Source organism: Pleomorphomonas carboxyditropha (assembly GCF_002770725.1).
GTDB classification, from domain to species: Bacteria; Pseudomonadota; Alphaproteobacteria; order Rhizobiales; family Pleomorphomonadaceae; genus Pleomorphomonas; species Pleomorphomonas carboxyditropha.
Window position 1 is genome coordinate 29,827 of the sequence record NZ_NQVN01000016.1, and the last position, 26,454, is coordinate 56,280.

23 protein-coding genes and 2 pseudogenes are annotated in these 26,454 nt (G+C 61.3%); 5 read left to right on the forward strand and 20 right to left on the reverse strand.

Annotated elements, in window-relative coordinates; translation table 11 throughout:
• Positions 1–444: 444 nt before the first annotated feature.
• Complete coding sequence (locus tag CJ014_RS19230; protein ID WP_100082119.1) at positions 445–1,392, reverse strand: AEC family transporter; 948 nt, start codon at positions 1,390–1,392, stop codon at positions 445–447.
• Positions 1,393–1,757: 365 nt separating this feature from the next.
• Positions 1,758–3,014: an ATP-binding protein gene (locus CJ014_RS19235; protein WP_100082120.1), complete on the reverse strand. Its 1,257-nt coding sequence runs from the start codon at positions 3,012–3,014 to the stop codon at positions 1,758–1,760.
• A gap of 374 nt (positions 3,015–3,388) precedes the next feature.
• On the opposite strand from CJ014_RS19235, the gene CJ014_RS19240 reads away from it, so the two are divergent.
• On the forward strand, positions 3,389–3,706 hold the full coding sequence (locus CJ014_RS19240; protein ID WP_100082121.1) for a transcriptional repressor TraM: 318 nt from the start codon (positions 3,389–3,391) through the stop codon (positions 3,704–3,706).
• A gap of 3 nt (positions 3,707–3,709) precedes the next feature.
• On the opposite strand, the gene CJ014_RS19245 is transcribed toward CJ014_RS19240, so the two are convergent.
• The 8 genes and pseudogenes from CJ014_RS19245 to CJ014_RS19280 form a co-directional block, all read right to left on the reverse strand.
• Positions 3,710–4,036: a LuxR C-terminal-related transcriptional regulator gene (locus CJ014_RS19245; protein WP_100082122.1), complete on the reverse strand. Its 327-nt coding sequence runs from the start codon at positions 4,034–4,036 to the stop codon at positions 3,710–3,712.
• A 292-nt stretch (positions 4,037–4,328) separates the two neighbouring features.
• Positions 4,329–5,354, reverse strand: coding sequence for a LacI family DNA-binding transcriptional regulator (locus CJ014_RS19250; RefSeq protein ID WP_133121884.1), 1,026 nt, complete (start codon positions 5,352–5,354; stop codon positions 4,329–4,331).
• A 162-nt stretch (positions 5,355–5,516) separates the two neighbouring features.
• The gene (locus tag CJ014_RS19255) at positions 5,517–6,458 is read right to left on the reverse strand and encodes an ABC transporter permease (protein WP_245427455.1); all 942 of its coding nucleotides are present in this window, start codon (positions 6,456–6,458) and stop codon (positions 5,517–5,519) included.
• A 37-nt stretch (positions 6,459–6,495) separates the two neighbouring features.
• Positions 6,496–8,097 carry a sugar ABC transporter ATP-binding protein gene (locus tag CJ014_RS19260; protein ID WP_100082125.1) on the reverse strand — a complete coding sequence of 534 codons (1,602 nt, stop codon included), beginning with the start codon at positions 8,095–8,097 and terminating at the stop codon, positions 6,496–6,498.
• Between the two features lie 113 nt (positions 8,098–8,210).
• Positions 8,211–9,311: a substrate-binding domain-containing protein gene (locus tag CJ014_RS19265; protein ID WP_245427456.1), complete on the reverse strand. Its 1,101-nt coding sequence runs from the start codon at positions 9,309–9,311 to the stop codon at positions 8,211–8,213.
• 123 nt (positions 9,312–9,434) lie between these two features.
• A complete protein-coding gene (locus CJ014_RS19270; RefSeq protein ID WP_133121885.1) occupies positions 9,435–10,247 on the reverse strand; it encodes a hypothetical protein in 813 nt (270 codons plus the stop codon).
• A 16-nt stretch (positions 10,248–10,263) separates the two neighbouring features.
• Complete coding sequence (locus tag CJ014_RS19275) at positions 10,264–12,378, reverse strand: beta-galactosidase (RefSeq protein WP_207765812.1); 2,115 nt, start codon at positions 12,376–12,378, stop codon at positions 10,264–10,266.
• Positions 12,379–12,854: 476 nt separating this feature from the next.
• Positions 12,855–13,556: pseudogene (locus CJ014_RS19280) on the reverse strand (Tn3 family transposase); the annotation flags it as partial.
• On the opposite strand from CJ014_RS19280, the gene CJ014_RS19285 reads away from it, so the two are divergent.
• From CJ014_RS19285 to katG, 3 genes and pseudogenes are all read left to right on the forward strand, one after another.
• On the forward strand, positions 13,524–14,078 hold the full coding sequence (locus CJ014_RS19285) for a recombinase family protein (protein ID WP_245427458.1): 555 nt from the start codon (positions 13,524–13,526) through the stop codon (positions 14,076–14,078). The pseudogene CJ014_RS19280 and the gene CJ014_RS19285 overlap by 33 nt on opposite strands.
• A 137-nt stretch (positions 14,079–14,215) precedes the next feature.
• A pseudogene (locus CJ014_RS19290) lies at positions 14,216–14,623 on the forward strand (Dps family protein).
• A gap of 67 nt (positions 14,624–14,690) precedes the next feature.
• Positions 14,691–16,871, forward strand: a complete 2,181-nt coding sequence (gene katG / locus CJ014_RS19295; protein WP_100082129.1) for a catalase/peroxidase HPI — start codon at positions 14,691–14,693, stop codon at positions 16,869–16,871.
• Positions 16,872–16,996: 125 nt separating this feature from the next.
• On the opposite strand, the gene CJ014_RS28215 is transcribed toward katG, so the two are convergent.
• Positions 16,997–17,251, reverse strand: a complete 255-nt coding sequence (locus tag CJ014_RS28215) for a molybdenum cofactor biosynthesis protein MoaE (protein WP_425351932.1) — start codon at positions 17,249–17,251, stop codon at positions 16,997–16,999.
• Between CJ014_RS28215 and CJ014_RS28395 the strand changes: the two genes are divergently transcribed.
• Positions 17,237–17,326 carry a transcriptional repressor TraM gene (locus CJ014_RS28395; protein WP_425351933.1) on the forward strand — a complete coding sequence of 30 codons (90 nt, stop codon included), beginning with the start codon at positions 17,237–17,239 and terminating at the stop codon, positions 17,324–17,326. The genes CJ014_RS28215 and CJ014_RS28395 overlap by 15 nt on opposite strands.
• A gap of 3 nt (positions 17,327–17,329) precedes the next feature.
• Here CJ014_RS28395 and CJ014_RS19305 read toward each other — a convergent pair whose 3' ends face one another.
• The 9 genes from CJ014_RS19305 to CJ014_RS19345 all read right to left on the reverse strand — a co-directional run bounded on the left by CJ014_RS19305 (position 17,330) and on the right by CJ014_RS19345 (position 26,454).
• A complete protein-coding gene (locus CJ014_RS19305) occupies positions 17,330–18,010 on the reverse strand; it encodes an autoinducer binding domain-containing protein (protein ID WP_245427470.1) in 681 nt (226 codons plus the stop codon).
• Positions 18,011–18,364: 354 nt separating this feature from the next.
• Entirely contained in the window at positions 18,365–19,702 is a 1,338-nt protein-coding gene (gene trbI, locus CJ014_RS19310; RefSeq protein WP_100082132.1) for an IncP-type conjugal transfer protein TrbI, read from the reverse strand.
• Between the two features lie 12 nt (positions 19,703–19,714).
• Entirely contained in the window at positions 19,715–20,194 is a 480-nt protein-coding gene (gene trbH, locus CJ014_RS19315) for a conjugal transfer protein TrbH (RefSeq protein WP_245427460.1), read from the reverse strand.
• 4 nt (positions 20,195–20,198) lie between these two features.
• On the reverse strand, positions 20,199–21,008 hold the full coding sequence (trbG, locus tag CJ014_RS19320; RefSeq protein ID WP_425351934.1) for a P-type conjugative transfer protein TrbG: 810 nt from the start codon (positions 21,006–21,008) through the stop codon (positions 20,199–20,201).
• 50 nt (positions 21,009–21,058) lie between these two features.
• Positions 21,059–21,718, reverse strand: coding sequence for a conjugal transfer protein TrbF (trbF, locus tag CJ014_RS19325; RefSeq protein ID WP_100082134.1), 660 nt, complete (start codon positions 21,716–21,718; stop codon positions 21,059–21,061).
• A 20-nt stretch (positions 21,719–21,738) separates the two neighbouring features.
• Positions 21,739–22,941: a P-type conjugative transfer protein TrbL gene (trbL, locus tag CJ014_RS19330; protein ID WP_100082135.1), complete on the reverse strand. Its 1,203-nt coding sequence runs from the start codon at positions 22,939–22,941 to the stop codon at positions 21,739–21,741.
• Complete coding sequence (locus tag CJ014_RS19335; protein ID WP_100082136.1) at positions 22,935–23,153, reverse strand: DUF2749 domain-containing protein; 219 nt, start codon at positions 23,151–23,153, stop codon at positions 22,935–22,937. The genes trbL and CJ014_RS19335 overlap by 7 nt, the downstream gene beginning before the upstream one ends.
• Positions 23,147–23,959: a P-type conjugative transfer protein TrbJ gene (gene trbJ / locus CJ014_RS19340; RefSeq protein WP_245427462.1), complete on the reverse strand. Its 813-nt coding sequence runs from the start codon at positions 23,957–23,959 to the stop codon at positions 23,147–23,149. Before trbJ ends, CJ014_RS19335 begins: the two co-directional genes overlap by 7 nt.
• Positions 23,956–26,454 (reverse strand): conjugal transfer protein TrbE, encoded by a 2,499-nt coding sequence (locus tag CJ014_RS19345; RefSeq protein WP_100082138.1) that lies wholly within the window; start codon positions 26,452–26,454, stop codon positions 23,956–23,958. The genes trbJ and CJ014_RS19345 overlap by 4 nt, the downstream gene beginning before the upstream one ends.

Below are 26,454 nucleotides of genomic sequence, written 5' to 3' on the forward strand. Positions count from 1 at the left end.
GGTACGTGTCGGCTGACTACAATCTCCATCTTCGGCTGACCCGGTCGACCAGACGGCCGGCATTGAGTGATGCTGGGATGATGGCGTATGAAAGACACTTCCTCATGTCTTTCTCCGGCACATTCAGGATTACACCGAACTCCGGTTCATCAGAAATGCACCCCGCGCCTGATGATGTCGCTTCGACGCTGCCGGGAGAGCGGCCTTTTCCTGCGGGGAGCGATGGTCGACGGTGTGCCGGGAAGTGTCGCCAGCGCGATGAACTGGACCGCCGAGGGTCGCCAATGGGTTCGAGGCAACCAGTAGCGGAAAGCCGGTGTTCGTCGAGCGCCTGAGGACGCTCAACGTGGCGGCCTGCGACTGAGCACAACATACTCCGCCGCTCCACCGAACAACCCAACAAGATCCGCCGGGATCTCACCGAAGCAGCGTAGCCTCACGCAGCTAGAACCGCGGAAAAGCAGCGACGATGCCGGCAAAGACGATCAGCGATGCTAGCGTGTGGATCGTCAGTACCTGCAAGATCAGCGGCCTCTCGGCAGTCGCGCCGGCATCATTCGGCATGAAGAGCGGCACGATAAATGGTGGTGGCAGTATCATCAGGGTGAAGAGCGCGACTTGGAAGCGAAGGTCGAAGCCGAGCATGGCGCCAAGTACCAGGAAGGACACCAGTACGGTGAGAGGGAGCTGAACCAGCAGACGCAGGCCGATCACCTTAGCAATCTTGCCGACGTCGGCCGTTTCGAAGCGCAGACCATGCCCAACGACGATGAGCACGGCTGGCACGATCATTGATGAAAAGTGATGCAGCGTCGTTATCACCGCGTCGATACCTCGAATGGCATCGAGCGATGCGGTTCTAAGACCCAAGATATTGCCAAGCAAACCTAGAAAGATGGCTGCCGTCACTGGGTTTTTCACGAAGCCAAGGAGCAAATCGGCCGGCCTTGCCGAGCCGTCGCGAGCGGCGATCAGCAGCGCGAAGAACACGAACCAGATGAAGAGTTCATGGCCCAGCGCGACGACAGCGATCGACGATAGCGCTCCGGCGCCATAGGCGCCAACGAACAGGCTGACGCCAAGCATGCCAAATTCGTACCCGCCCATCATGAACGGAGTGAAGCGGTCGGCGGGATAGGCCCGCCTCAGCAACGGCCAGCCGATCGCCAAACCGGCAGTGCAAGCGACAAACACTATCGCCACCAGCGGCAGGTAACTCGGCGAGAGGTTCATATCCAGGAAGGAAAGAAATAGCACTGACGGTAGCACCATACGGACCACGATCTGCCGCAGTCCGTCCATGGCGGCATCGCTGAGCCAGCCAAAGCGTTGGCTGGCAAAGCCGATAGCAATGAGCAGAAAGATAGGCGCAACCTGGCTAGACAACGACATGATAATGGTCCGGAGGTCACCGGTTCGGCGCCGGCAACATATGATCAGATCGACGCGGCGGAAAATAGTCAGATAAATGGCAGATGCCGGTCGCGAAGATGAGAGCCGGGACAACTGGAATCCCTCGCCGATGCCGAAGAACCAACCCCGGAAGCGAGCTCAGAACTGGATAGTGGGGGCAACGTCACGCCTGACGATGTCCATGTCTTATGGTTTAGCGTTGTTCAGCGCGCAAACCTTGCGGTGCCCCCAAACTCAAAACTCTCGTCTCCAAAGCTAATGAGAGAGCCATCGAAGCGACATGGAGAGGAACCGGCCCGTTACTCGAGAAGCTCAATTCCGACAAATGCGCAGCCGGATGTGAGTTACACCTGCCACAGGTAAGATACTGGCGCAGCGAACAAATTCTCGCCAAATGGAATTGCCCTATCGCTGTCGTGCAGGACGAGGCCACAGGCAAATCGCTCGCCGAGCGCCTCTTTCATTTGTCGCAATCCTCTGAAATCGGATTGTGTCACGGTGGCGGAGGCCTTGACCTCGATGCCGACGATGCGTCCCCGCCGGTCCTCAAGGACGAGATCCACCTCGTCCTGATCCTTCGTTCGATAATGATAAAAGGCTGGCCGGATAGCCGACCATGTCGAGAGCTTCATGACCTCGGACACCACGAAACTCTCAAGCAAAGCGCCGAAGCGCGTCCGGTCACGCGCAACGCTGTCGGGGCTCATCCCTCGGAGCATGGCCAGAAGCCCGCTATCCAGGAAGTGGATTTTCGGCGTCTTGACCAGTCTGCTTAGGTGATTGCCGGACCAGGGCTGCAAGGTGGTGACGAGAAACAATCGCTCCAGGATACCGACATATTTTCTGGCTGTGACGTCCGAGAGTCCGAGCGCGGAGCCGTAGCTCGAATGGTTGGTGAGCTGCCCCGCCTGCTCGGCAAGAACGGCAAGAAGTCTCGGCAAGCGCTCGAGTTGGTCGATCGCGGCGATGTCGCGGGCATCGCGGTCAAGGATCAGCCGCGCATAGTCCTCGAGCCATTTCTGGCGCCGCCCTGTGGACTTGCGGCGAAGCGCCTCGGCATAGCCGCCAGCGAGCACTCTTTCGATGAGTTCGCCGTCGATGACGGGGTGGATCGCCTGAAGAGGAATGTCGCCAGCAAAGGCGCGCTCGATGAACCGCCCCGCCCTTCCCTCGATTTCCGCTTGGGACAGCGGAAGCAAGGTAATTACCTCCATGCGTCCAGCCAGGGAATCGGCGACCATTGGCAAGGTGGAGAGGTTGGCTGAACCGGTCAGCAGAAAGCGACCGGGTGTCTGGTCTCTGTCGACGCTTTCCTTGATTGCCAGGATCAGATCCGGCGCGCGTTGAATCTCGTCGATGATCGCAAAGCCGAGCCCCCGCACGAAGCCGACCGGGTCGGCGCGCACCGCTGCGAGTGTGGTCAAGTCATCCAAGGTGAAATAGGACCGATCATTGCCGGCCAGTTGACGAACCAAAGTGGTTTTGCCGGCCTGACGGGGCCCCGCGACAAGGACAACTCGCGTGTCGTCAAGCGCTTCACGCACCGCTGGCGCGATGGCACGGGGAATGAGGGCGGGGGGCGGCGAAAGAGGCGATTCCATGCGTCCGAACTTAAATCAAGTTCCGTCCAAATCAAAATGATAATCCGTCCAATCCGAATCCATGAATGACATCGGCTGGTCGCGCTAACAAGTCTCGCCCACTCAGGTGATGATTGTCGAACATGGCTCCTGTGTTTATAACCCTCTCAGGGCAGTACGCGCTGCCCCGGGGTGTGGAAACCCCTCTCTACCGATGGGTGCCTAACGTGAGGGCACCGAGATCCTCTGGCCAGTGGCCGGGGGCCTGTGACGTATGTCCAGGTACCTCGGTGCTAAAGGTCTCAGGACCGTTGTAGAGACGGTTTCCAACCCCCGGCTTGGGTTCAGGATGACGTCTGCGGGGGCGTACCGCAGACCCTATCCTTGGCGGAACAATGTCCTTTTCTGATGGTTGTTCGAATTCTGAGGCAAAATTGGTACTTCGGCCGATTGTCAGTCTGACCGAGACGCTGCCGAAAAAGGTGCTTGAACCGATCGTCATGGAAGCGATGCTGCGTCATCGCTTCCTTCGTGACGTTGCAGAACTCCGCCTGACAGAAGTCCACGACGAGTTGCCCAGCTGTGAAGCGGTTGGTTCCGCGCGCCTCGCCTTCATCAGGGCGATGATCGAATGTCATACCCAACAGGCATGCCTTTCCACGCTGCTCGACGTGCTTGGCTATGTGCCTGATATGCCTGCGGAGCCGGAATAGATTTCAGATGAGCCCAAGCCTGGTGGCAATGGCGGTCGCCTGAGCCAGACTGCCGGCGTCGAGTGCCTTGCGCGCATTGTTCAGGTGAAAATTCACCGTCGCGAACGACATGTCTTCGAGGACTGCGATATCCCGCATTGTTTTGCCCTCCGCCGACCATTTCGGGCAAAGTGCCTGCTTTGGGGTGAGTTCGCAAATGTTACCCCTAACAACACCGCTGTTTTGTTGCTCAATCTTTGCATGGAGATATCCCACCGCCGTAGCAGCGGCGACCTGATCGATATCTGCTTCCAGGTCGAGGGAAGGCTTGTCGGAGGCGAGCGTCAGCATCGAGATGTGCTGAAAAGCTGTCCTTACAGGAATGCTGATGCCGGACCTTGTCGCGTAAAAAATTGCCCTATCACCCCCATCGATTTCGATCCGCCGAACCGCTTGGCGGAAATCACTTGTTTTCCGTCACAACCGAAAATCCCTTAGCGGGTAGTATTTCAGAGATTCCCACGGAGCCCCAAGTTCGGCGACCCGGCCAAGCTGATCCGGGCGGGGGCCTGAGCGTCCCTTCCAGCAGATGGCGGAATGTCCTTGAAGACCGAGGCGATCATCGGCCTCGGCCCGGCCTTCGTCATGGCAGGTTGTCGCGCATGTAGATGTCGAGCTGGACCGGCGGCGGCAAGGCAGTAACGTCACTGTCGACGTAGGCCTTGAGCGCCTGGATCGCGTAATCGACCTCGATCTTGTAGTTCTGGTTGATCACCGCATCGAACGTGCCGGACACCAGCGCCCGGCGCGCATGGCGCGTCAGTTCGTGCACCACCACCGCGATATCGTCCTTGCGCTGGCTTTCCTCCAGCGCCTCGATGACGCCTCGATTGCCGGCGCCGATATTGTAGAGGCCGATGAGATCGCTGTGCTCGCGCAGCAGCTTGCGCACCACCTCGATGGTGACCGTGCTGTCGTCGCGCCCATCGATAACGGGCAATATCTTCAGGTAGCCGTATTCGCGGGAGATCACCTGCTCGAAACCGAGGCGGCGGTCGGCCTGATCGCGCAACGTCATGGAGCCGATCAGTCCGATCGACCCAGGCTGACGCCGGGCGAACTTGCCGACCAGCGAACCGGCCAGCCGGCCCGCGCCCACGTTGTTGGGGCCGACGCTGTGGAAGCGCCTCGACGGCGTGACATCGGACACCAGCGTCACCACCCCGACGCCCTTCTGTACCAGGCTGTCGATGGCTTCGCGGACGGGCACCGAGTCGATCGCCACCACGGCGACGCCCATGCAGCTCTCCGGGTTGATGGCCGCCAGGACGTCCGTCAGTTCCTTCTCGTCGAGTTCGCCGTAGTCCGAAACGGACAGCAGGGTGCCCTGCGCCGCCATGTTGCCGCCGAGCATCTCGACGTAGTTACGCATCTCCACCATGAAGGTGTTCTTGGGACCACGCGGTATGATGAAGGACAGGCGGTATTCCCGCTCGCCGGCCGCACTGGCTTCCACCGTCTGGCTCTTGAAGCGCAGTACCTCCATGGCCTTGCGCACCCGGGCCTCGGCGTCCTCGCTGACGCCGGAACGCCCGTTCAGGACGCGGTCAACCGTGGCCAGGGAGACCTGTGCCTCGGCGGCGATGTCACGCAAAGTTACCCGCTTCACCCGACCACACTCCTCGTTGCCGGCCACAAAGGGCGCTCCCGGCAATCTTCTTGATGTCGCGTCGGCAAGTGATCCACAAGGCAGCAAATCGTGCCATTTGGAATCCCTACCTCTGGCTGTAATTGGCCCTCGGCGCCTTATCAGGTACCGACGGCCTTCTCGTCAACGGCGTGGGCTGCGCTGGCTGAGGGCCACGGCCAGGATGATGATGCCGCCGCGGGCGATCAATTGCTGACTGTAGTCGAGGCCGAACAGGACGAGGCCGTTGTTGATAAGCCCGATCATCAGCGCACCAACGATGGAGCCGATGATGGTGCCCGTGCCGCCCATCAGGCTGGTGCCGCCGAGCACCGCCGCTGCGATCACCGACATCTCGTCGCCTTCGCCGAACTGATAACGCCCTGATTGAAGGCGCCCGGCATACAGCATGCCGGCCAGTGCCGCCATGGTCGACGACATGAGCAGCACGCTGAGCTTGATCTTGAGGGTATCGACGCCGCTGTAATGGGCAGCCGTTTCATTACCGCCGGTGGCAAGGACGCGGCGACCGAACGAGCATTTCTTGAGACCGATATGACCGGCGACCCCAATGACCAGCACCCAGACGAACAGGACGGGAATCGGGCCGATGTTGCCGCCTCCGAAGATGAACGAATAGGCGCGGTTGAGGATCGGGATGGCGGCGGTCTGCGAGATCCACATGGCGGTTCCCGTGGCCACACCCATGGTGGCGAGCGTCGTCAGGAAGGATGGGATGCCGATACGCGTCGTCAGCAGACCGTTGACGAGACCGATCAACACGCCTGAGGCCAGCCCGGCCAGCATGCCTCCGAGAAACCCATAGTCGTGAATGACGATGGCGGTGACGACCGAAGCGAGACCGGCGACGGCACCGACGGAAAGATCGATTTCGCCCGCTGCCAGCACGAAGGTCATGGCCACGGCCATGAGCGCGATCATCGCCGTCTGACGGATGATGTTGAGCAGGTTGTCCGGATCGAGGAAACCCTGATCCGATAGAGTGACCGAGAAGACGATGAAGATGGCCACGAAGCCGATATAGATGATGCCGCGCCGCCAGGACCGAAGCAGATAAGTCGTCATGGGCACCGAGGGCTTCGATTTCGAGGGGGAGGAAAGCTCAGTCATTTGCATTCACCTTCTGGATCAGCAGCTGCAGTCGTTGCTGGGCGTGCTGAAGGCGTTCCACAGGGGTGTCATCGCTGGAGACGATGTCGGCAATTCCGACTTCCGCGGCGAGGCGACCGTCGGCCATGACCACGATGCGGTCCGAGGCGGCAATCAGTTCCGACGGTTCGGATGAAATCAGGAGAACGGCCTTGCCGGCCGCCGCCATGTCGCGGATCAGCGACACGATCTCGGTCTTGCTGCCGATGTCGATACCGGCGGTCGGCTCATCAAGCACCAGCACATCGGGCAGCGTGGCCAGTCCCTTGGCCAACACGACCTTCTGCTGGTTGCCGCCCGACAGCGACAGCATCGAGGCTTCACGCGAGTCGGTCTTCACCCGCAGCCATTCGATATGCCTGTCGACAAGCTCGGCCACCTTGGCGCTGGATACCAGGGACCAGCGGCTGAGCCGGTCGAGCACCGGCAGGCACATGTTGCTGGCCACCGAATGGGTGACAACCAGTCCCTCGGTGAGCCGGTTCTCGGGAATGAGGGCAATGCCCGCGTCGATGGCTTCCGATGGCTTGCGCAAATGCACCGGTTTGCCCTTGACCAGCATCTCGCCGGAGACGAGCGGCGTCACGCCATAGACGAGACGGGCGAGCGAGCTGCGGCCGCTGCCGAGCAGGCCGGCGACGCCGACGACCTCGCCGCGCCGCACTTCGAGCGAGACGTCGATGGGCTTGCTCGAGCCCGAGGCATGGCGCAGTTCGAGGATGACCTCGCCAGCCGCCGCCGTCCCCTCCTGTCTCATCGACAGGTTGCGACCTTCCTGGCCGACAATGTGGGAGATGATGGCATCGAGGGTGAGCTCGCTGAGCGGCGCCGTCAGCACGTACTGTCCATCCCGTAGGATGGTGGCGCGGTCGGCGATGCGCATGATCTCTTCCATGCGATGCGACACGTAGATGATGGCGACGCCGTCGGCCTTCAGCTTTCGCAGAATGTCGAACAGCAGGTCGACTTCGCTTTCCGTCAGCGCCGATGACGGCTCGTCGAGGACCAGCACCTTGCTGCGCTGGGAGATCGCCTTGACGATCTCCGTCAACTGGCGCTGTCCGGCGCTCATGCTGGCGACGAGCTCATCCGGATCGATGGAGACATGGAACTCCTCGAACAGTTGCCTCGCTCGTTCGCGGCATTGCCGGTCATCGATCAGGCCGGCGACACCGCGCGGCTCCCGGTTGAGGAAGATGTTCTGCGCCGCCGTCAGCGTCGGGATGAGGCTCATCTCCTGGAAGATCATCGCGATGCCGGCCCGGCGGGACGCCTCGGTCGAATGCTCGCTCAGCCGCACGCCATTGACGTCGATGGTCCCCGCGTCCGGCGCCTGGACACCGCGCAGGATTTTGAGCAGCGTCGACTTGCCGGCTCCGTTGCCGCCGAGCAAGGCGTGGATCTCGCCGCGCCGAACCTCCAGTTTGACGTTGGACAGAGCTTTCACGCCGCCAAACGTCTTGGTGATGCCCTTCATCGCGATGGCGAGGTCGTTCGCGCTGTCGCTTTCTTGCCGGGAAGGGGGCGATCCGGCAGCCAGTGGACCGGCTGACATGATGAGCTGAACTCCGCGTATCGAACGTAAGGGTCATGGGTGATCCCGCGCCGACCGGGGGGAGCCAACCGGCGCGGGACTGAACACGGGCCAGGAGGTAGCCCGCGATCCAATTACTCCATGACGCCCTTGACGTCGTCGGGCAGCGGCTTGTGGTAGACCTGCTGCCAGGCCTCCTCCAGGTTGGCCTTCGACACCGGCAGCGCCGACCAGGCGACGTAGTTCGGCGCGGCCTTGCCGATGAGGCCGTAACCGGCCAGCAGCGCTTCCGTCACGCCCTGATCGAACGGCCGCTGGGCGCCGAGGCCCTTGACGTAGGAGTTCTGGGCCATGTTGATGGCAACGTTCTCGCCAAGATCGCAAGTAGCAATGACGATCTTGTCGGCTCCCACCGAGCGAATAGCAGAAACCACGCCCTCGGCCGGCACGTCCCACACTGCCCAGATGCCGTTGAGCTTGCGGTTGGCGGCGATCATGGCGCCGGCCACCCGCTCGGCGTCGCCGGAGAAGTTCGGGCCGCCAATACCCTGCTCGGCGACGATCTTGATGTCCGGGAAGTTCTCGGTGAGCGTCTTCTTGAAACCATCATAGCGCTGCTTGGTCACGAAGAAGTCGGCGGCGTGATAGACGACGCCAACATTGCCCTTGCCATTGAGCGCCTTGGCGAGCAGCAGGGCCGAGGCGACGCCGTTGCCGTAGTTATCGGCCGAAACCACCGATATGTAGTCTTTGCCGGCTTCGAGGCCCGTCGGAACATTGTCCATGAACACGAGCTTGACGCCCTGGGCTGCGGCCTTCTTGTAGGCGCCGGCGGTGGCGATGGGATCGGTAGGAAGGGAGACGATGATATCGGGCTTCTTGGCCAGCATGGTCTCGATGTCGGCCACCTGCTTTTCAGGCTTGAAGCCGGCGTCGGTCACGCCCAGCACCTCGATGCCCATCGTCGCGAACTGGGTCTTGAGGCCGTCGATCTGTGCGCGCGAAAAGTCATTGCCCGCGTAGTGCATGACGATGGCAGCGGTTGCGTGCTTGGCCTTGACCTGAGCCAGTTCCTCGTCCGACAAGGAGACGCTGCTGGCCGGCTGCGGCTGCTCGCCGTTCGGACCGAGACTCAGCACCTTGACGGCCAAGTCGGCAAGCAGGGCATCGGCGTCGGCGGCGAATGCCGGCAACGCAGCGGTCGACGAGAGCAGGGCGGCAAAGGCCGCCGTCATTACGGTTCTGCGGTTCAAAAACATGGCATGTTCCTCCACTGCCATTGGTGATTGATTGCTTCTCCCCCCCGGGGCCGTCGCGGTCCCGGACGGTTATTGTGAAAGGCCAAACACCGCTTGGGCTTACGCCAGTTTAATCACCGCGGCGAGCGATGCCGGCAGCGGCTTGGCGATCAGGGCATCGGTGCGGCGCAACTCGGCAAGAGCCTTGGGCTTGTCGATCGCCTTCAGGAAGCGTTCGGCGCCGACCCTGTCGCTGTAAAGCCCCAGCGACACGGCTCCGTACTGCTTGCCGACCCATTCGGTGACCTCGGCGACCACCGCCTCGCGGCTCCCGACGGCCTTGAGTTCGGTCGGGTCGACGGTGGTGACCACGTCGATCTTGCGGGCGGCATCGAAGTGCAGCACCAGCGTCGTCCAGAGCGTATCGCCCTCGAAGACGCCGAACACCACCGAGGTTTCCGGCTTGGCGAAGATCTGGACCGCCGCCTCGACTTCGGCATAGCTCGCCCCGAGGCGCCACTGCAGGCCGAGCCGATAGTTGGCCGGTCCCGGGAAGACGACGATGCCGTCGTGGTACTGCCCCATCAGCGTGAAGGCGCGATGGACGTAGACGTCGATATCGTCGGCGGGCGTCCACGCGTCCTGGACCGCCTTGAAGTAGGCGTCCGAGGCGGAACGCTCGATCACCACCACCATGTCCGTGGTAGCGACATTGGCGTCGTAGATGGCCTCGGCATCCTTGTGGGCGTCCGTCACCTCGGAGATCGGACGGACGATGGCCGCCTTCGCCGAGTGGGCGAACTTCAGGATCTTGCCTCTCTCGTGGATGACGATGATGCGACGCTTCTCTTTGGCCGACTCGAGGAGGAGGGACTGCAGGTTGCGCCAGTGGTCGACGTCGATGTCGGCCATCAATGGGTTTTCATGAAGCATGATGTCGTCCTCCCGTTCAGGCTTCGACGAAGTAGGTTTTGATGGTGTAGGGCGCGAAATCGTCTTTCCAGCCTGTTTCGGTGACGACGACCGGCTTGGCGTCCCAGACCTCGCTCACCTTTGAAACCGGCGCCCCGATGCCGATGTCGGCGGCGATCGGCTGGGCGGTCGGGTTGGCGACAAAGACGACGGCCTTGCCATTCACGGCCGGATCGCGGTGGATGGTGACGTCGAGCTTGGGGTGGTTCTTCCGCACCGGCACGATACCAGTGCCGGCGAGAGCGACGCCGAGGACGGCCTCCACATCGGCGATGTCATGCACCACGACCAGCGCTCCCTTGCCGACCGCGTAACGCGTCGCCGCCTTGCGGTTCACGACGCTGACCGCCGACGACTTGGCCGCATTGGCCGCATCGAGAAGCGTCGTGTCGGAGGCGAACCGCTCGTTGAGGCTGGGCAGTTTCGGCCCGACGACCACGGTACCGCCCGCCTCGACGTAATCGAGGAGCTTTTTCTGCACCGCCGCGCCGAGGAACTCGAAGGACGACAGCAGCACCGCCTTGTATCGCGGAAGGCGCTCGGCGGGCAGAGCCGTGTCGGACAGCAGGAACGTCTGCCCTCCCTTCGACAACGACTCGTAGAAAGCGGCAAACCAGTCGTTCTTGACCGCCTGTACCGGCTCTTCGAAGCCGAAGGTCTCTTCCGAGGTGGTCATGAAGTTCGGATACTCGGAAAGACTGATCTGCGACTCGAGGAAGTCGCCTGGGTAGGAGATCAGCACGCTCGCGGCCTCGAGGCGATCATAATCGCGATTGGCAAGGAGCAGCACGTCGGCCTGGCGGCGCAGCGACTTGAAGTCGAGTTCCTTCAGCACCTTGTTGGTGGACGAGAACACCGCGGCGTTTTCCGGACGGACGCGGCCGTCGCGACGGATTGGCGAGGCAAGCCATCGATCGCGCTCGACCAGCATGTAGCGACTGAAGCCCTTGATGCCGTGCATCATGGCCGCCCGGGTCACGAAGGCCTCGTCCTTGTCGTCGCCCGGATGCAGATACCAGGGCCAGACACCGGCGATGAACTCCGGGATGTAGGGGAAGCGGCTCGAGCCGACGACATAGGACGTCACCGTCTTGACGTGCTCGTAGAGCTCCTTGCGCGAGTAGATGTCGAAACCGACGAAATCGAGGACCTCCTCGAGCCCCATGAGGTTGTAGGGCGCCGTGATGCCGCTGGCCGCGCCACCCGGCCCGAGCGGATGCGGATAGTTGTGGAACAGCGGGATGCGGTCGAGACCGCGTGCGCGCATCATGTCGGCAAGCCGCTTCATGCTGTCGATCAGGTAGCGCTCGCGATACTCGATCCAGTCGACGTAGGCCGGCAGGTCGGTGCGGGCGGTCGCCGAGAAGGAACGCGGCGCATCGACGTCGGCAAAGCTCGCGTATTTCTTGCCGTAGACGACGTTGAGGCCGGCGATCGAGCCGTACTTGCCCTCAAGGAAAGCGCGGAAGCGCTTGATCGACGCGGGGCAGAAATCCGAGGCGTAGGCGTTGATGTTGAAGAAGAACGCCATCTCGTTGTCGACCTGCGCCGAGATGAGGCCGCCGGCCGGATACTGATGCCGGCTGAGGATTGGCATGATGGCGTCATACCAGAGCGCCGTCTCGTCGAAGAATTTGTCGACGGCATAGCTGACGGCCGGAATGGGCCGCGGCACCTGGGTCAGAACCGTGCGTCCGCCCTGGGCGTTCTGGGCTTGCAGCTCCGGATCGGCCAGGATGCGCAGCGGATAGCCGAACCAGGTCAGCTCCGAGTTGATCTGCGGCCCCGGTCGGGCAACGATCTTGAGGCCCTTGGACTCGGCGAGCGTCAGGAAGGCATCGAGATCCTTGCGCGGATCGATGCTGCCGAAATCGAACTTGCCGCGCTCGATCTCGTGGATTTCCCACGGCATGTAGATGGAGATGGCGGTGAAGCCCAGGGAGCGGACCTTATCGAGAATGTCGCTCCATTTGTCGCGTTCCAGCCGCCAATAGTGCACGGCACCGGCATAGAGCTCCTCGACCTTGCCTCCGATGCGGAACTGGTGATCTCCCGCGACGATGCGCTCGTCGCTTCGCGCATTTTTAGTCACTGCATCCTCCTGCGACCGTTCTCGGTCGTCATATCTGCGTGGCACCAACATCACGGCGGCCGTCCGTGCATAAGGAGGCGTATCACCGCACCGCAAAAAGCGCAACAAAAAACGTCAGTCTTAGAACTCAATAAATATCAGATAGTACGTCATCATGCCTGCTTAATCCATCATATTGCACATCAGGACGGCTATTGACGTGGAATCAGGGCGCAAGAAACGGCGAGGCGGCCAAAGAAGAGCCCCTAGAAAGACCGAGATTTCTGCATTTTTCGATGAAGCTTCGACCGAAACCGTTGGTGCAAGCGGCCTCAGAGGAGGCACGCCACGCACGCAGCCTTTACTCACCTCAACATGCATCACAAAAAACATCAAACCACTTCAATGAGGTCATGCGGCATGTCGATTGAGATAAGGCATCGCCAGATTGCTGGCCGGATGTTGGGGTCGTCTCAGAAAACGGAAAATAAAGCACGCTAAGCCGGTTGCAGGGGTCGTAGCGGCCTGGACTTGCCCGCGCCGATCTTGGCGCTGCTGCGCCAGAGGTAATCGTCGGTCAGGTTGATGTGCTCCCAGCCGAGCGGCGACAGGTACTGCAACAGCGCGTTATCAACGGCATGGCCATTGCTGCGCAGTCCGTGTGCCGCCCGTTCCAGATAGACCGTGTTCCACAGCACGATGGCCGCCGTCACCAGATTGAGGCCGCTGGCCCGGTAGCGCTGCTGCTCAAAACTGCGGTCGCGGATTTCGCCCAGGCGGTTGAAGAACACGGCACGGGCCAGCGCGTTGCGCGCCTCCCCCTTGTTCAACCCGGCATGTACGCGGCGGCGCAGCTCGACGCTTTGCAGCCAGTCAAGGATGAACAGCGTGCGTTCGATGCGGCCCAGCTCGCGCAGCGCCACGGCCAGGCCGTTCTGGCGTGGGTAGCTGCCGAGCTTCCTGAGCATGAGGGATGCAGTCACCGTACCCTGCTTGATCGACGTGGCCAGCCGCAGGATTTCGTCCCAATGGGCGCGGACATGCTTGATGTTGAGCGTGCCGCCGATCATTGGTTTCAATGCCTCGTAGGCAGCATCGCCCTTCGGGATGTAGAGCTTGGTGTCGCCCAGGTCGCGGATGCGCGGCGCGAAGCGGAAGCCCAAGAGGTGCATCAGTGCGAAGACGTGATCGGTGATTCCGCACAGCTCTATGAAGATCAGGCATCCGGCAAGCGAGAGGACCGCCCAGGCTTGGCAAATTGCCTGAAGGCGCTACGGCCAGGTGATACGCTGATCGTATGGAAACTCGACCGTCTTGGACGCTACCTGCGTCATCTCATCAACACAGTGCATGATCTGACCGGGCGCAACATCGGCCTCAAGGTGTTAACGGGCCACGGCGCAGCCATTGATACGACGACTGCTGCCGGGAAGCTAGTCTTTGGCATCTTCGCTGCACTGGCCGAGTTCGAGCGAGAGCTAATCGCCGAACGCACCGTGGCGGGCCTGGCTTCAGCACGGGCACGCGGTCGAAAGGGTGGCCGACCGTTCAAGATGACGCCCGCCAAGTTGCGCTTGGCAATGGCGGCAATGGGGCAGCCAGAAACCAAGGTCGGCGATTTGTGTGCCGAACTCGGTATTACACGTCAGACCTTGTATCGATGCATTTCACCAAAAGGCGAGCTACGTCCAGATGGAATCAAGCTTCTCAATCAGGTTTGATGACTGCGTCGGTATGCCAATTCAATTACTCTCAACGAAAGGAAAGTGCCATGAAAGAAAAGAAAGTCAAATCAATGCCTATGAATACTGGGATTTCGGAGGCTGACCGGAAGAAAATTTCCGACGGATTGTCCGCGATGCTGGCCGATAGTTACACGCTGTACTTGATGACGCACAACTTCCATTGGAATGTCACCGGTCCGCAGTTCAACAGTCTGCACATGATGTTCATGGATCAGTACACCGAACAATGAGATGCGTTGGACGTCATCGCCGAGCGCATTCGTGCCTTGGGTTTTCCGGCTCCGGGCACCTACAAGGAATTCGTCAAGCTCGCCTCAATCCAGGAGGTCGAGGGGGTACCCAAAGCCAACGAGATGATCGCCCATCTGGTCGCAGCGCAAGAAGCTACCGCCAGAACTGCCCGCAAACTCTTCCCGGTAGTTGATGAAGCCAACGACCAATCTACGGCAGATGTGCTGACCCAGCGCATCGATGTTCATGAAAAAACGGCTTGGATGCTGCGTAGCTTGCTCGAAGACTGACGCAAGTCGCCAGTCAGCCTGGATTGGGCCAACGATTTCTGATCACAACGCAACATAGGAGTGAGACATGGAAAACAAAGACGCAAGTTCTTCTGGAAAATGCCCGGTAATGCACGGCGGCGCGACCTCGGCTGAAACGATGCGGCAGTGGTGGCCGAAGGCGCTGAATCTCGACATCCTGCATCAGCACGACAGCAAGACCAACCCGCTGGGCGCGGGTTTCAACTATCGTGAGGAGGTCAAGAAACTCGACGTCGAGGCGCTGAAGAAGGATCTCAAGGCGCTGATGACCGACAGCCAGTCCTGGTGGCCGGCCGACTGGGGGCACTACGGCGGACTGATGATCCGCATGGCCTGGCACTCGGCCGGCACCTACCGCGTCGCCGACGGACGGGGTGGCGGCGGCACCGGCAACCAGCGCTTCGCACCGCTCAACTCGTGGCCGGACAACGCCAATCTCGACAAGGCGCGCCGCCTGCTCTGGCCGATCAAGAAAAAATACGGCAACAAGCTCTCCTGGGCCGACCTCATCATTCTGGCCGGCACGATGGCCTACGAATCGATGGGTCTGAAGACTTTCGGCTTCGCCTTTGGTCGCGAAGACATCTGGGATCCCGAAAAGGACACCTACTGGGGATCCGAAAAGGAATGGCTCGCCCCCAGCGGCAGCGCCGGTAGCCGTTATTCCGGTGAACGGGATCTGGAAAACCCGCTGGCCGCCGTCATGATGGGCCTCATTTACGTCAACCCCGAAGGCGTCGACGGCAAGCCCGACCCGATCAAGACTGCGCACGACGTGCGCATCACCTTCGCCCGCATGGCGATGGATGACGAAGAGACCGTCGCCCTGACCGGAGGCGGCCACACCGTTGGCAAGACGCACGGCAACGGCAGCGCCGCCAACCTCGGTCCCGCCCCCGAAGGCGCCGAGCTCGAAGAACAAGGGCTCGGCTGGCAGAACCACACCACGCGCGGCTTCGGTCGCGACACGGTGACGAGCGGCATCGAAGGCGCCTGGACGACGCATCCGATGAAATGGAACACCGGCAAGGGCGGCTACTTCGACCTGCTGCTCCGCTACGACTGGTGGCTGCAAAAGTCGCCGGCCGGCGCGCACCAGTGGGAACCGGTCAACATCGCCGAAGAAGACATGCCGGTCGACGTCGAAGACCCTTCAATCCGTTGCAAGCCGATCATGACCGACGCCGACATGGCGATGAAGTTCGATCCCGAGTACCGCAAGATCGCCGAGCGTTTCCGTGACGATCCGGCTTACTTCGAAAAAGTCTTCGCCCGCGCCTGGTTCAAGCTGACCCACCGCGACATGGGACCGAAGGCCCGCTACATCGGCCCGGATGTTCCGGCCGAAGACCTCATCTGGCAAGACCCGGTGCCGGCCGGCCGCAAGGATTACGACGTCGCCGCCGTCAAGGCGAAGATCGTTGCTGCAGGTCTGCCGATCAGCGAAATGGTCGCCACCGCCTGGGACAGCGCCCGCACCTTCCGCGGCTCGGACAAGCGCGGCGGCGCCAACGGCGCGCGCATCCGCCTCGCCCCGCAGAAGGACTGGGAGGGCAACGAACCGGCCCGACTCGCCAAGGTGCTCGCGGTCTATGACAAGATCGCCGCCGACACCGGCGCCAGCGTCGCTGACGTGATCGTGCTCGCCGGCAACGTCGGCGTCGAACAAGCAGCCAAGGCTGCCGGCGTTGACGTGACGGTTCCGTTCGCCCCCGGCCGTGGGGATGCCAAGCAAGAACAAACCGATGTTGAGTCCTTCGAGGTGCTTGAGCCCTTGGCCGATGGTTTCCGCAACTGGCTGAAGAAGGACTATGTCGTCAGTGCTGAGGAACTGCTGCTTGATCGTGCCCAACTGATGCGTTTGACAGCGTGCGAGATGACCGCCTTGGTAGGAGGCATGCGGGTGCTCGGCACCAACTTCGGCGGCACCGCACATGGTGTGTTCACAGATCGTGTTGGCACGCTGACGAATGATTTTTTCGTCAACCTGACCGACATGGCTTATAGCTGGAAACCGACGGGGCGCAGCACTTACGCCATCGTTGACCGCAAGACGGGAGCAACCAAGTGGACAGCGACACGCGTTGATCTGGTGTTCGGTTCAAATTCAGTGTTGCGTGCTTATGCGGAGGTCTACGCGCAGGATGACAACAAGGCCAAATTCGTGCAGGACTTTGTGTCGGCCTGGACGAAAGTCATGAATGCGGATCGTTTTGATCTGCACTAGGTTGGATGGCAGGACAACCTGCTAAACACTCTTCGGAGAGACCGAAAAGCAATTGTTTTTCGGTCTCTCTTTTTGTATCCGTGGTACTTGGGGCAGCGAATGATGTACTGAAACTCGTAACTTTCTTAGCGTGCTTTATTTTCCCTTTTCTGAGACGACCCCTTGATGCGACCACCGCGATGAACGACGGTAACGGCCATCAGCGGCCAACGGGCGACGGCTTCCTTGACCACGCGGCCGATCTCCGCCTCGGCCATGCCGGAATAATATTCCAGCTCCAGCGCGGCCAGCCGGCCGTCCTCGTCGCGGCCATAGACGACGAAACTGGTTACCGCGCCGACGGCCGACTCGCTTACATTCGGACAATGATCGACTGCCACGCACAGCAGGCGTGTCTGTCCGCATTGCTCGACGTGCTTGGCTATGTCCCTGATATGCCAACCGAGCAGGAGTAGGCTTCAGATGAGCCGCAGTCTGGTGGCAATGGCGGTCGCCTGTGCCAGACTGCCGGCGTCGAGTGCCTTGCGTGCATTGTTCAGGTGGAAATTCACCGTCGCGAACGACATGTCTTCGAGGACAGCGATATCCCGCATTGTTTTGCCCTCTGCAGACCATTTCAGGCAAAGTGCCTGCTTCGGCGTGAGTTCGCAAACGCCGCTCCTGACAACGCCCCTATCCTGTTGCTCAATCTTGGCATGAAGATAGCCGACCGCCGTGACAGCGGCGGTTTGGTCGATGTCACTCTCTAACCTCAGCATGGACTTGTCGGAAGCGAGCGTTAGCATCGACACATACTGAAAGGCGGTTCTCACGGGAATGCTGATTCCGGATCTGATCCCAAAATCGTTGGCTTCTTCATAGAAATTTCTGATTTCCTGGTTTTCAGCGGATCGAGGATTTCCGGTGACCCAGTTGAAAGGTCGCATTCGCGACCTGGCGATTTTCACGATGGGGTCGATCGCGGGATAGTTGCCATCAAGGTAGCGCTCCTGCCACTCCTCTGGATAGTTCGACACGGCAATGGTACGTGCCGGTTCAACATGCAGGAAGGCGAAACCACCGAAGCCGAGATCCTGGACGAGGTCCGCGACCGCCTTCCGGAGTGTTTCTTCTGTCTGCGTCACCGCGAGGGTGTCCACCAATCGCTGAAACCATGTTCTCAATGCACGACCTCTCTATCACGCGACTTGCGCGGGCACATCGGACACTGAATCTTCTTCGGGGATGAAGGTGCGGGTCCCGTGTCGTCTCGCTCGCTATGCTGCTGCTGCAGTCTCCTCCCTCAAGTGGCGGCCACGGCGAAACTGCTACCAGTGATAGAACGTGTCAAAATATGTCAAAAATATGAATACCCGAAGGTACTGAAATTCATTTTACCAATCGGTAAAGGATAGAAATCTTCTAATAAGCTTTCTTGTCTACAAAATTGCTAGGCGTTCTCGCCGGTTAGGGCGTACGGAATAAGAATGACGGGTCAGTATAGTTCGGAAAATTCAATGTTTATCCCTGTAATCTGATGGAAACACCATATCTTGATCGACAAGAACATTGAACTGGTAACCGGGTCGGATTTCCAGCATCGGCTGGACATCGAGATTCTTGGTGATCGTCCGCTCCGCGACGCGGCCAAAGGTCTCGGCAAAGTTGCGCCGGGCTGCGTCCGAAGCAGTGGTCTGATTTGCCAGCGTCGAGTTCTCCGGGATGGCCATATCCATGCCGGTGCCGATCAGCGCCAGAAGGACCGCCGATCCAAACGTCTTGAAGTAATGGTTGTCGACCTGATCGTTGAAGCCGCCATAGCCTTCGGCGTCGGTTCCGGCCATGCCACCGATCTGCAGGGTTGAACCGTTCGGAAAGATGATGTCGGTCCAGACGACGAGGACGCGCGATTGGCCGAAAGCGACTTTGCTGTCATAGCGGCCCATTAGTCGGGTGCCCTGCGGGATGAGTAGCCGATAGCCGGTCGCACTGTCGTAGACATTCTGGCTGACCTGGGCCGTGATCCTTCCTGGCAGATCGGAGTTGATGCCGGTGATGAGCGTTGCAGGGATGACTGATCCCCGCTTGAGCTCATAAGGTGATTGCTGGGCTACCACCTGGTTCGGCAGATAGCCGAGTTTCGCCAGATCGGAGTTGAAGAAGGCTTCCTTCTTGCTCTGCCCGTTCGGATCCGCATTCTGGCCGTTGAAGCCGGCTTGAAGGGCGGCGCTGTAAAGGTCGGCGGCGGGCGAAGCCGCTGTTCTCCCGGAAAGAGCGGCCTGACCGCCTGCGTTGGTCTGCCCTGGATCCGTGACTGCAGCCTTCAGCTTGTCGGTTCTGACGGCAAGCGGGGAGTCGAGCGCCACATTGGCGGCCTGGAGACGGGCCATTCGTTGGCGCTGCTGCTCGCGGAAGACCTGTTCCTGCTGCTCCCGCATAAGCCGCGCCCGCCAAGCTGCCTCGGATTCCATCTCGTTCTGCCGGGTTGGGTCTTCTGTCCGCTTTGTCTCGGAATTGAACGGGTTCGGCCTTGCTTCATGCGAATCATTGGCGGGAGCAGCGACAATGACCGCCGGCGGCTGAGGCTCGCCGATGATCCCGTCGGTGACACCACGCTTCATCTGGTCGGCAAAGGTTGACGCGGGCAGGCCTCCGCTCGCGTTTTGGTCGCTACGATCACGGAAGACGAGGCCGCGCGACGTCAGACCGAAAAGGATCACAGCGAAGAAGGCGACGGCGAGCGCGATCGCGATGATGACGGGCAGACGGTTGAGCCGGCGGATGCCGGCGCCGGGCTTCTGATTGCCGGCGTGCCCTTGTCCAGAGCCGCCAAGCTTCAGCGATTGAACCATGGATACCCTCTCCTACCCGCGCTGCATGACAGAGACGGGACTGGCCGGGAGCGCCCCCGTGCCCGAGGTGGTGTAGATCCGGCCGATTTCCAGCGAGCCCGTCGTGAGACGAGCAAGGATCTGGCCGTCAACAGGTGCCAGCACATAGGCGAGGCGGATCGCGTTCTGATCCTTCACCTCGCTGTCCGTGGTGACGGCAAATCCCCAGGTGCGCAGCGCGGCCTCGAGCGCGGCGCCGAAGGCTGAGCTGTCTGGCTTCAGGACGATGGTGGCTTTGCCCTGTCCGAGCTGTTCGGCAAGGCGCGGCACGAGATCGCCTGCGACAGCGGATGCCGCCAATGTCGTCATCTCGGTCGGAGCCGTGCTGGCAACAAGGCCGCTGGTTCCAAACCCGTCGAGCCCGAGCCCGGCGCAGCCCGAGACAAGCGTCACGACCATAACGACCATGGCCGTCCTGGCGAGCATGGGGTGGACGAGGATAGATTTCGTCATCTGATCACCCTCCCCTCTTGATGGTGATCTTTTCCTGGCTCCAGCCAACGCCGGAGATCAGGATCGCTTTGTCGACCGCGAAATCGACGATCATCATGTTGCTCTTCATGCGATAGTTGACGATGCGGTTCTGTCCTCCCGAGACGACGAAGAGGACTGGGGCCTCACGGGCGGCGACGGACTCGGGGAACTGGATGTAGGTCTTGGTGCCGTCGGTGTAGACGCGTGTCGGACGGAAGCGGGCGCTGCCTGAAATCGAGTAGCCGAAGTTCAGCTGATCGGCGGGAATGCCGGCGCCGGGAATAGTGCTCGCCTCAATGCGGGCGTTGATGTCTGCCATCCGCGTCGAGACGTCTTCCGGGTAGTCGAAGCCGCTGCGGGCCATGTATTGGGTCGGATGGGATTTGAGCTGGATATGATAGGTGCGGCGCGAGGTCGTCACCACCATGGAGGTGACGAGGCCCGGCTCGGTCGGCTTGACGATCAGGTGGATGGCCTGTCCGCCTGGCGCACCAGAGGTTGCTGGCTCAACCTTCCAGCGCACGGTATCGCCGACCAGCACGTCGCGGACGATTTCTCCACCCTGGAGCTCGATGTCGCAGACCTGGAGCGGCGAACAGATAACCGAGGGCTGAACCTCGCCATAGAGAAAGATGACCTTGCCGTCCGGACCTTTGGTGACCAGTCCGGTCTGGCCGCGCCATTGTCCGGAGATCTCCACGCCCTTTGTCTCCTTGAGGGTCATCGATTGCGCATCGGCGCGCGATTGAAAGAGGAACGGGTAGACGAGCGTGAGAGCCAGCAAGGAGCGCATCCGCACCGCGCTGGATATGGGGGAATTCGGCTTCATGGGAGCGCGGCCTTTCAGATCTGGGCGGTCCAGTCAAAGTCCTTGAGGTACAGACCGATTGGGTTGAGGCGGATGACGCTTTCATCCTGGGGCGGGATCAGCACGACATTGGCGATGCCGCGAAAGCGGCGCGTGGCGACCTCCTTGCCCTTGCGATCGCGCTCATACTCGGTCCAGTCGATCTGGAACGACTGACCGGAGAGTGGGACCACATTGTTGACTTCGATGGCGACCGTCGCGGTCTTTGCCTTGTCGAAGGGGGAGGATGAGCGGAACCAGTTGTTGACCTTTTCGGTCGCCGGATCCGAGGTGCGCAAGAGAGCGTAGGTGCGGTCGATATATTGCTTCTGGACGACCGCATCAGGTGTGACCGACCGGAAGTTCGTCACAAAGGCAGCCAGGCTTGCCCGCACGACGCGTGGATCGGCATATTCGATTTGCGCGGGAAACCCGGCATTGACGGCGGAGCCGAGCTTGTCGACCTCGACGATGTAGGGAACGAGCTTGACCTCGGTGCTCTGGTAGAGAGCATAGCCGGTGCTGAGGGTCGCCAGTGACAGGCTCACGATGCCAACGAGGCGCCAGGCAGAGGCGGCGCGAACATAGGAGCCATAGCGTTCGGTCCATTCCTGCCGGGCGGCGAGATAGGGATTGTCGGGAGTATGCTCGGCCACGGCGGGGCTCCTTCATGAAGTCAATCTTGATGCTTTGGTGGCGGCGGTGGCGAAGTCGGACGCCCCTGCCCGGCCGATTGCCCCTGATCCAGCTTGGCATTGGCCAGCCCGAGGAGGGAACCGGAATAGGCGCCCGGCGAGCCAATGGCTTTGTCCCTCGCGGCTGAGGCCATGGCACCGCCGGTGGAAGCCGCCCCCCTCAATCCGGAAAGGGCGGCGCTGCCGAAGGAAGAGCCGCCTGCGCGCGCCGATGTGTAGGCGGACGCTCCCGCCTTCGCCCCGCCCCAGGCAAGCGCGGCTCCGCCTGCCGCGAAACTCGCGGCTTGACCGCCATGGCGGATCGACTCCATGCCGCCGGTGACGGACACGCCTTGCACAACGCCCTGGATGATGGTCGGCACGTACATGGCGATGACGAAGACGACGACGGCGATGCCGGCGATCGCCAGCGCGGTCTGATACTGGTCTCCGATGGTCGCATCACTCGCCAGCCCGATCAGCACGTCCGAGCCGATCTTGGCGATCATAACCAGCGCCATCAGCTTCATGCCGACCGAGAAGGCATAGATGAGATAGCGGATCGCGAAGTCCTTTGTGTAGGACGAGCCGCCGAGGCCGAGCAGGATCATGGCCGCGAGGAGCCCGACATACATTTCAACGAGGACCGAGAGGAAGATCGCAGCAACGAGCGAAAAGGCGATCACGCTGACGATCATGGCGAGCGAGGCCGACAGTGCCAGCGCATTGTCCTGGAACACGCCGAAGGAGATTTTCTCCGACATCTTCGCGGCGACGGTGAGCCCGGCATTGAAGACATTGGCGGGTGAGGCTGATCCTCCCCCGGCGCCGATCTGGAACAGACTGTCGACGATTGCCTTGGCCAGCGCCGGCCCCCGATCGAGGACGAAGGCGAAGAAGCCGACGAACATGATGCGGCGGACGAGTTCGGCGAACCAGGCCTCGAGCGAAGCAGCCTGAAGGGCGAGCCAGACGGCGGCAACCCCGATCTCGATCCCGGCGAGGATCCAGAACAGCGACCGCGCCGCATCCATGATGGTGGTCTCCCAACCCTTGGCCGCTGTCACTACCTGGTTTTCCAGGGTGGTGAGCACGCTGCCGTCGGCGGCAAGGGCGGGGGAAGAAGCGATGAGAATGGCAACGGCGGCACAGGCCGCCGCAGCGAAAGCCGGGTTCAGGGCCGCGGGCCTATTGACTGCTACCATCGTGGCCTCATTTCCTGGCCACCGGTAAGGGGTGGGGCCGTCGATTTGAAGAAGTCGCTTTGCCGCTTGTCGGTCGATGCCGTTGGTTGCGCCGGAGCGTTGCCCGCGATGCAGGTCCGCGAACTTGCAATCTGCCAACTGATCGCCCCGGCGATCGCGGCCGAGATCAAGCTCGCGATCACGGCGGCGAAGAGGAGAGTGCGGTTCACCATCTCGGGCGCATCTCCTGTCCACCGGAGATCGATGGCGCGGCCGACTTGAAGAACTCCTCGCGGCGAGCCTGAGACAGGTCCTTTTCGGACTGCTCGGATTGGTACCAAGTCGCCATCATGGTCATCTGCTGGGAGACAAGACCCCGCAGCTTCTGCATCTGCGCGACCTCTTGGGCGGCGATGTCATGGCCAACCTGCAGCGCCTTCATCTGGCCGTCGGCGCCTTCCGACATCGAGCGCAACTGCGACATGGTCGCCTCCTCACTGCCGAACTGATCGGCGGTGAGGTTTGCGGCCTTCAGGGTTCCAGAGATCGTGTCGCGATTGGTGGCCGACCAGGTCTGATAGGATGACGAGAAACTCGACCCGCTTGGCAGGTTGGTCTTGAAGTCGGCGTAGCTCTGGAATCGTGATTTGAGGACATCATCGACATTGCCCATGGAGAAGGCGATGCCCTGCCCCTGATTGACGATCGAGCGCAACTGGTTGAGGTCGCCCTGGACCTCGCCCCACACGTGGGCCGGCTGCTGCGCGGTGTTCTGCAGCATGTTCTGGTAGATGTGAAGTTGGTTCTGGATCTGCTCGGCGAGCTGCGAGATCTGGGTGATCTGATTGTTGATCTGCTGCGAGGATTGGCCGACGAGGTGGACGAGTTCGCCGTTGTTGAGGATCTGTGTCCATTCTGTCGCTCCGCCGGTGAGCCCACCGCCAGCGTGGCCCTGCGCGCAGGATATCGACAAGATGAGCGCGGCCGAAAGGATGCGGTGGCTCGCCATCGAGCGCGGAACCTCATGGGGTCTCTTCATCGTGCCCTCTGCGCGTTTGGTTCGATCAACTTGGCCTCAAGCAGCTGATGCGCATGGGCAATGCCTCGCGCTTCGAGCCAGTGCGCCGGCCAGTCGGCGCCGTGGGCTGCCTTGAGTTCTAGGATGCGTTTGAGATGGTCGCGGCCTGAGGCGCCGACAAAGGCGAGCGCTACGGGACCGAGCGCCATATCGAACAGGCGACGGCCGTCGGTAGAGGAAATGTAGTAGTCCTGCTTCGGAATGGCTGAGGCGATGATCTCGATCTGCCGCTCGTTGAAGCCGAGCTTCTCGTAGAACTCGCGGGTGCCGGGTTCGCGCGCCGAGCCATTTGGCAGACAAATCTTGGTCGGGCAGGATTCCTTCAGGACATCGATGATGCCGGAACGGTCCGCGTCGGAGATCGACTGGGTGGCGAGTACGACGGCACAGTTGGCCTTGCGCAGCACCTTCAGCCACTCGCGGATCTTGTCGCGGAACAGCGGATGGCCAAGCATAAGCCAGGCCTCGTCGAGCAGGATCAGGCTCGGCGCACCGGTCAGGCGCTTCTCAATCCGCCGGAAGAGATAGGTGAGCACGGCGACGAGGTGGCGTGTCCCCATGTTCATCAATTCTTCGATCTCGAAGGTTTGGAGGGACTGAAGCGTCAACCCGTCCTGTTCGGCATCCATAAGATGGCCCATGGGCCCATCGACGGTGTAGGCGTGGAGTGCCTCCTTGATCTCGCGCATTTGCACCCCTGACACGAAATCGGAGAGCGAGCGGCCCGGCGCGTTGGCCATTAGGTCGACCTGGCGGGCAATGGCGTTGCGATGATCCGGTGTGATGGTGACACCCTGCAGGGCAACCAGCATCTCCAGCCAGTCCGTCGCCCAGGCTTTGTCGCCATCGGTTGAAAGCTCGCCGAGTGGGCAGAACGAGAGTGAAGCTCTCAGTTCGCCGTCGCTGTCTCCTCCGATTTGATAGTGATCGCCGCCCGCGGCGAGCGTCAGCGGCATGAGCGAGCGGCCCTTATCGAAGGCAAATATCTGCGCGTCGTCATAGCGACGGAATTGCGCTGCGATCAGCGCCAACAGGGTTGATTTGCCCGAGCCCGTTGGCCCGAAGATCAGCGTGTGGCCGACGTCATCGACGTGAAGATTCAGCCGGAATGGGGTCGAGCCGGAGGCGACTTGGCAGAGTGGCGGCGAGCCCGGCGGATAGAACGGGCATGGTGCTACAGGGCTCCCCGACCAGACGGAGTTGAGCGGTAGGAGATCCGAGAGATTGCGGGTGTTGATCAGCGGTTCGCGGATATTGGCGTACCAGTTGCCGGGGAGGCTGCCGAGAAAGGCCTCGGTGGCGTTCAGCGTCTCGACGCGTGCCCCGAACCCCTCGGCCTGGACAATGCGGCGGATGCTTTCACAGTTCTCTCGCAAGCGCTCGGCATCACTGTCATGCAGCACGATGACCGGGGTGTAATAGCCATAAGCCACCAACTGGGAGGCAGCTTCCGCGATCGCGTCCTCTGTCTCCGCGACCATGGCCATGGCGTCCTGGTCGACGGAGCGCGATTGGGTTTGAAATAGCTGGTCGAAGAAAGGCCGGACCTTCTGCTGCCATTTCTTGCGTGTGCGCTCGAGCCGGTCGCGTGCCTCCAACGCATCGAGGAACATGAAGCGGCTCGACCAACGATAGGTGAGCGGCATCCGATCGAGGCTGTTGAGAATGCCCGGCCAACTCTCGGCCGGCAGGCCGTCGATGGCGACGATGCCGACAAAGCGACCCTCGACCATGGGCGTCAGGCCATGCTGATATTCCGCCGTCACCAGCCAGTCGAGATACATGGGTACCTCCGGCAGGCGCACCGGGTGGTTCTCGGCAGTGACGCAATATCGGATGAACTGGAAGAGATCGTCGAACCGGGCAATGCGGGAACGGCCCTCCCCTTCCCGCTGGTGGATCTCCCGCGTGCGCATGCGCTCAATGGAAATGACATTTGCGAGATATTGCTCGACCTCGCGGACCGAGGTCTCGAAGGACTGCAGCGCGGTTTCGGCAAAGGTAGCCGTCCGGCTCGCTTCGTCTGAATAGACATAACGGGCAAGACCGGACCTGCGCCGCTCCGGCGGGCGCCAAGTCAGAATCAGGGCGTGCCGGCTTTCAAAATGCCCCCGCTCCCGCTCGAAGTGCGCCCGCCGTTCCGAGTCAATCGCGCGGGTAACGGCATCGGGGAAATGGCCGACGTCTTCTGACGGATAATCGGTTGCCGGAATGCGCAGCGCCTCGACCTGGATCATCCAGCCGGAGCCGAGGCGTGCGAGGATCGCATTGATCTGGCGCGAGACCTCATTGCGCTCGACGTCGGTGGAACTCTCCGAATCCGGCCCCGCGAAATACCAGCCTGCCATCAGCGAGCCGTCCTTCAGGAGAATAACGCCATTTGCGACGAGCCCGGCATAGGGCACGAGATCCGAGAAGGAAGGATCGCGGTGGCGGAAGGGGGAAAGCGCGGCCAT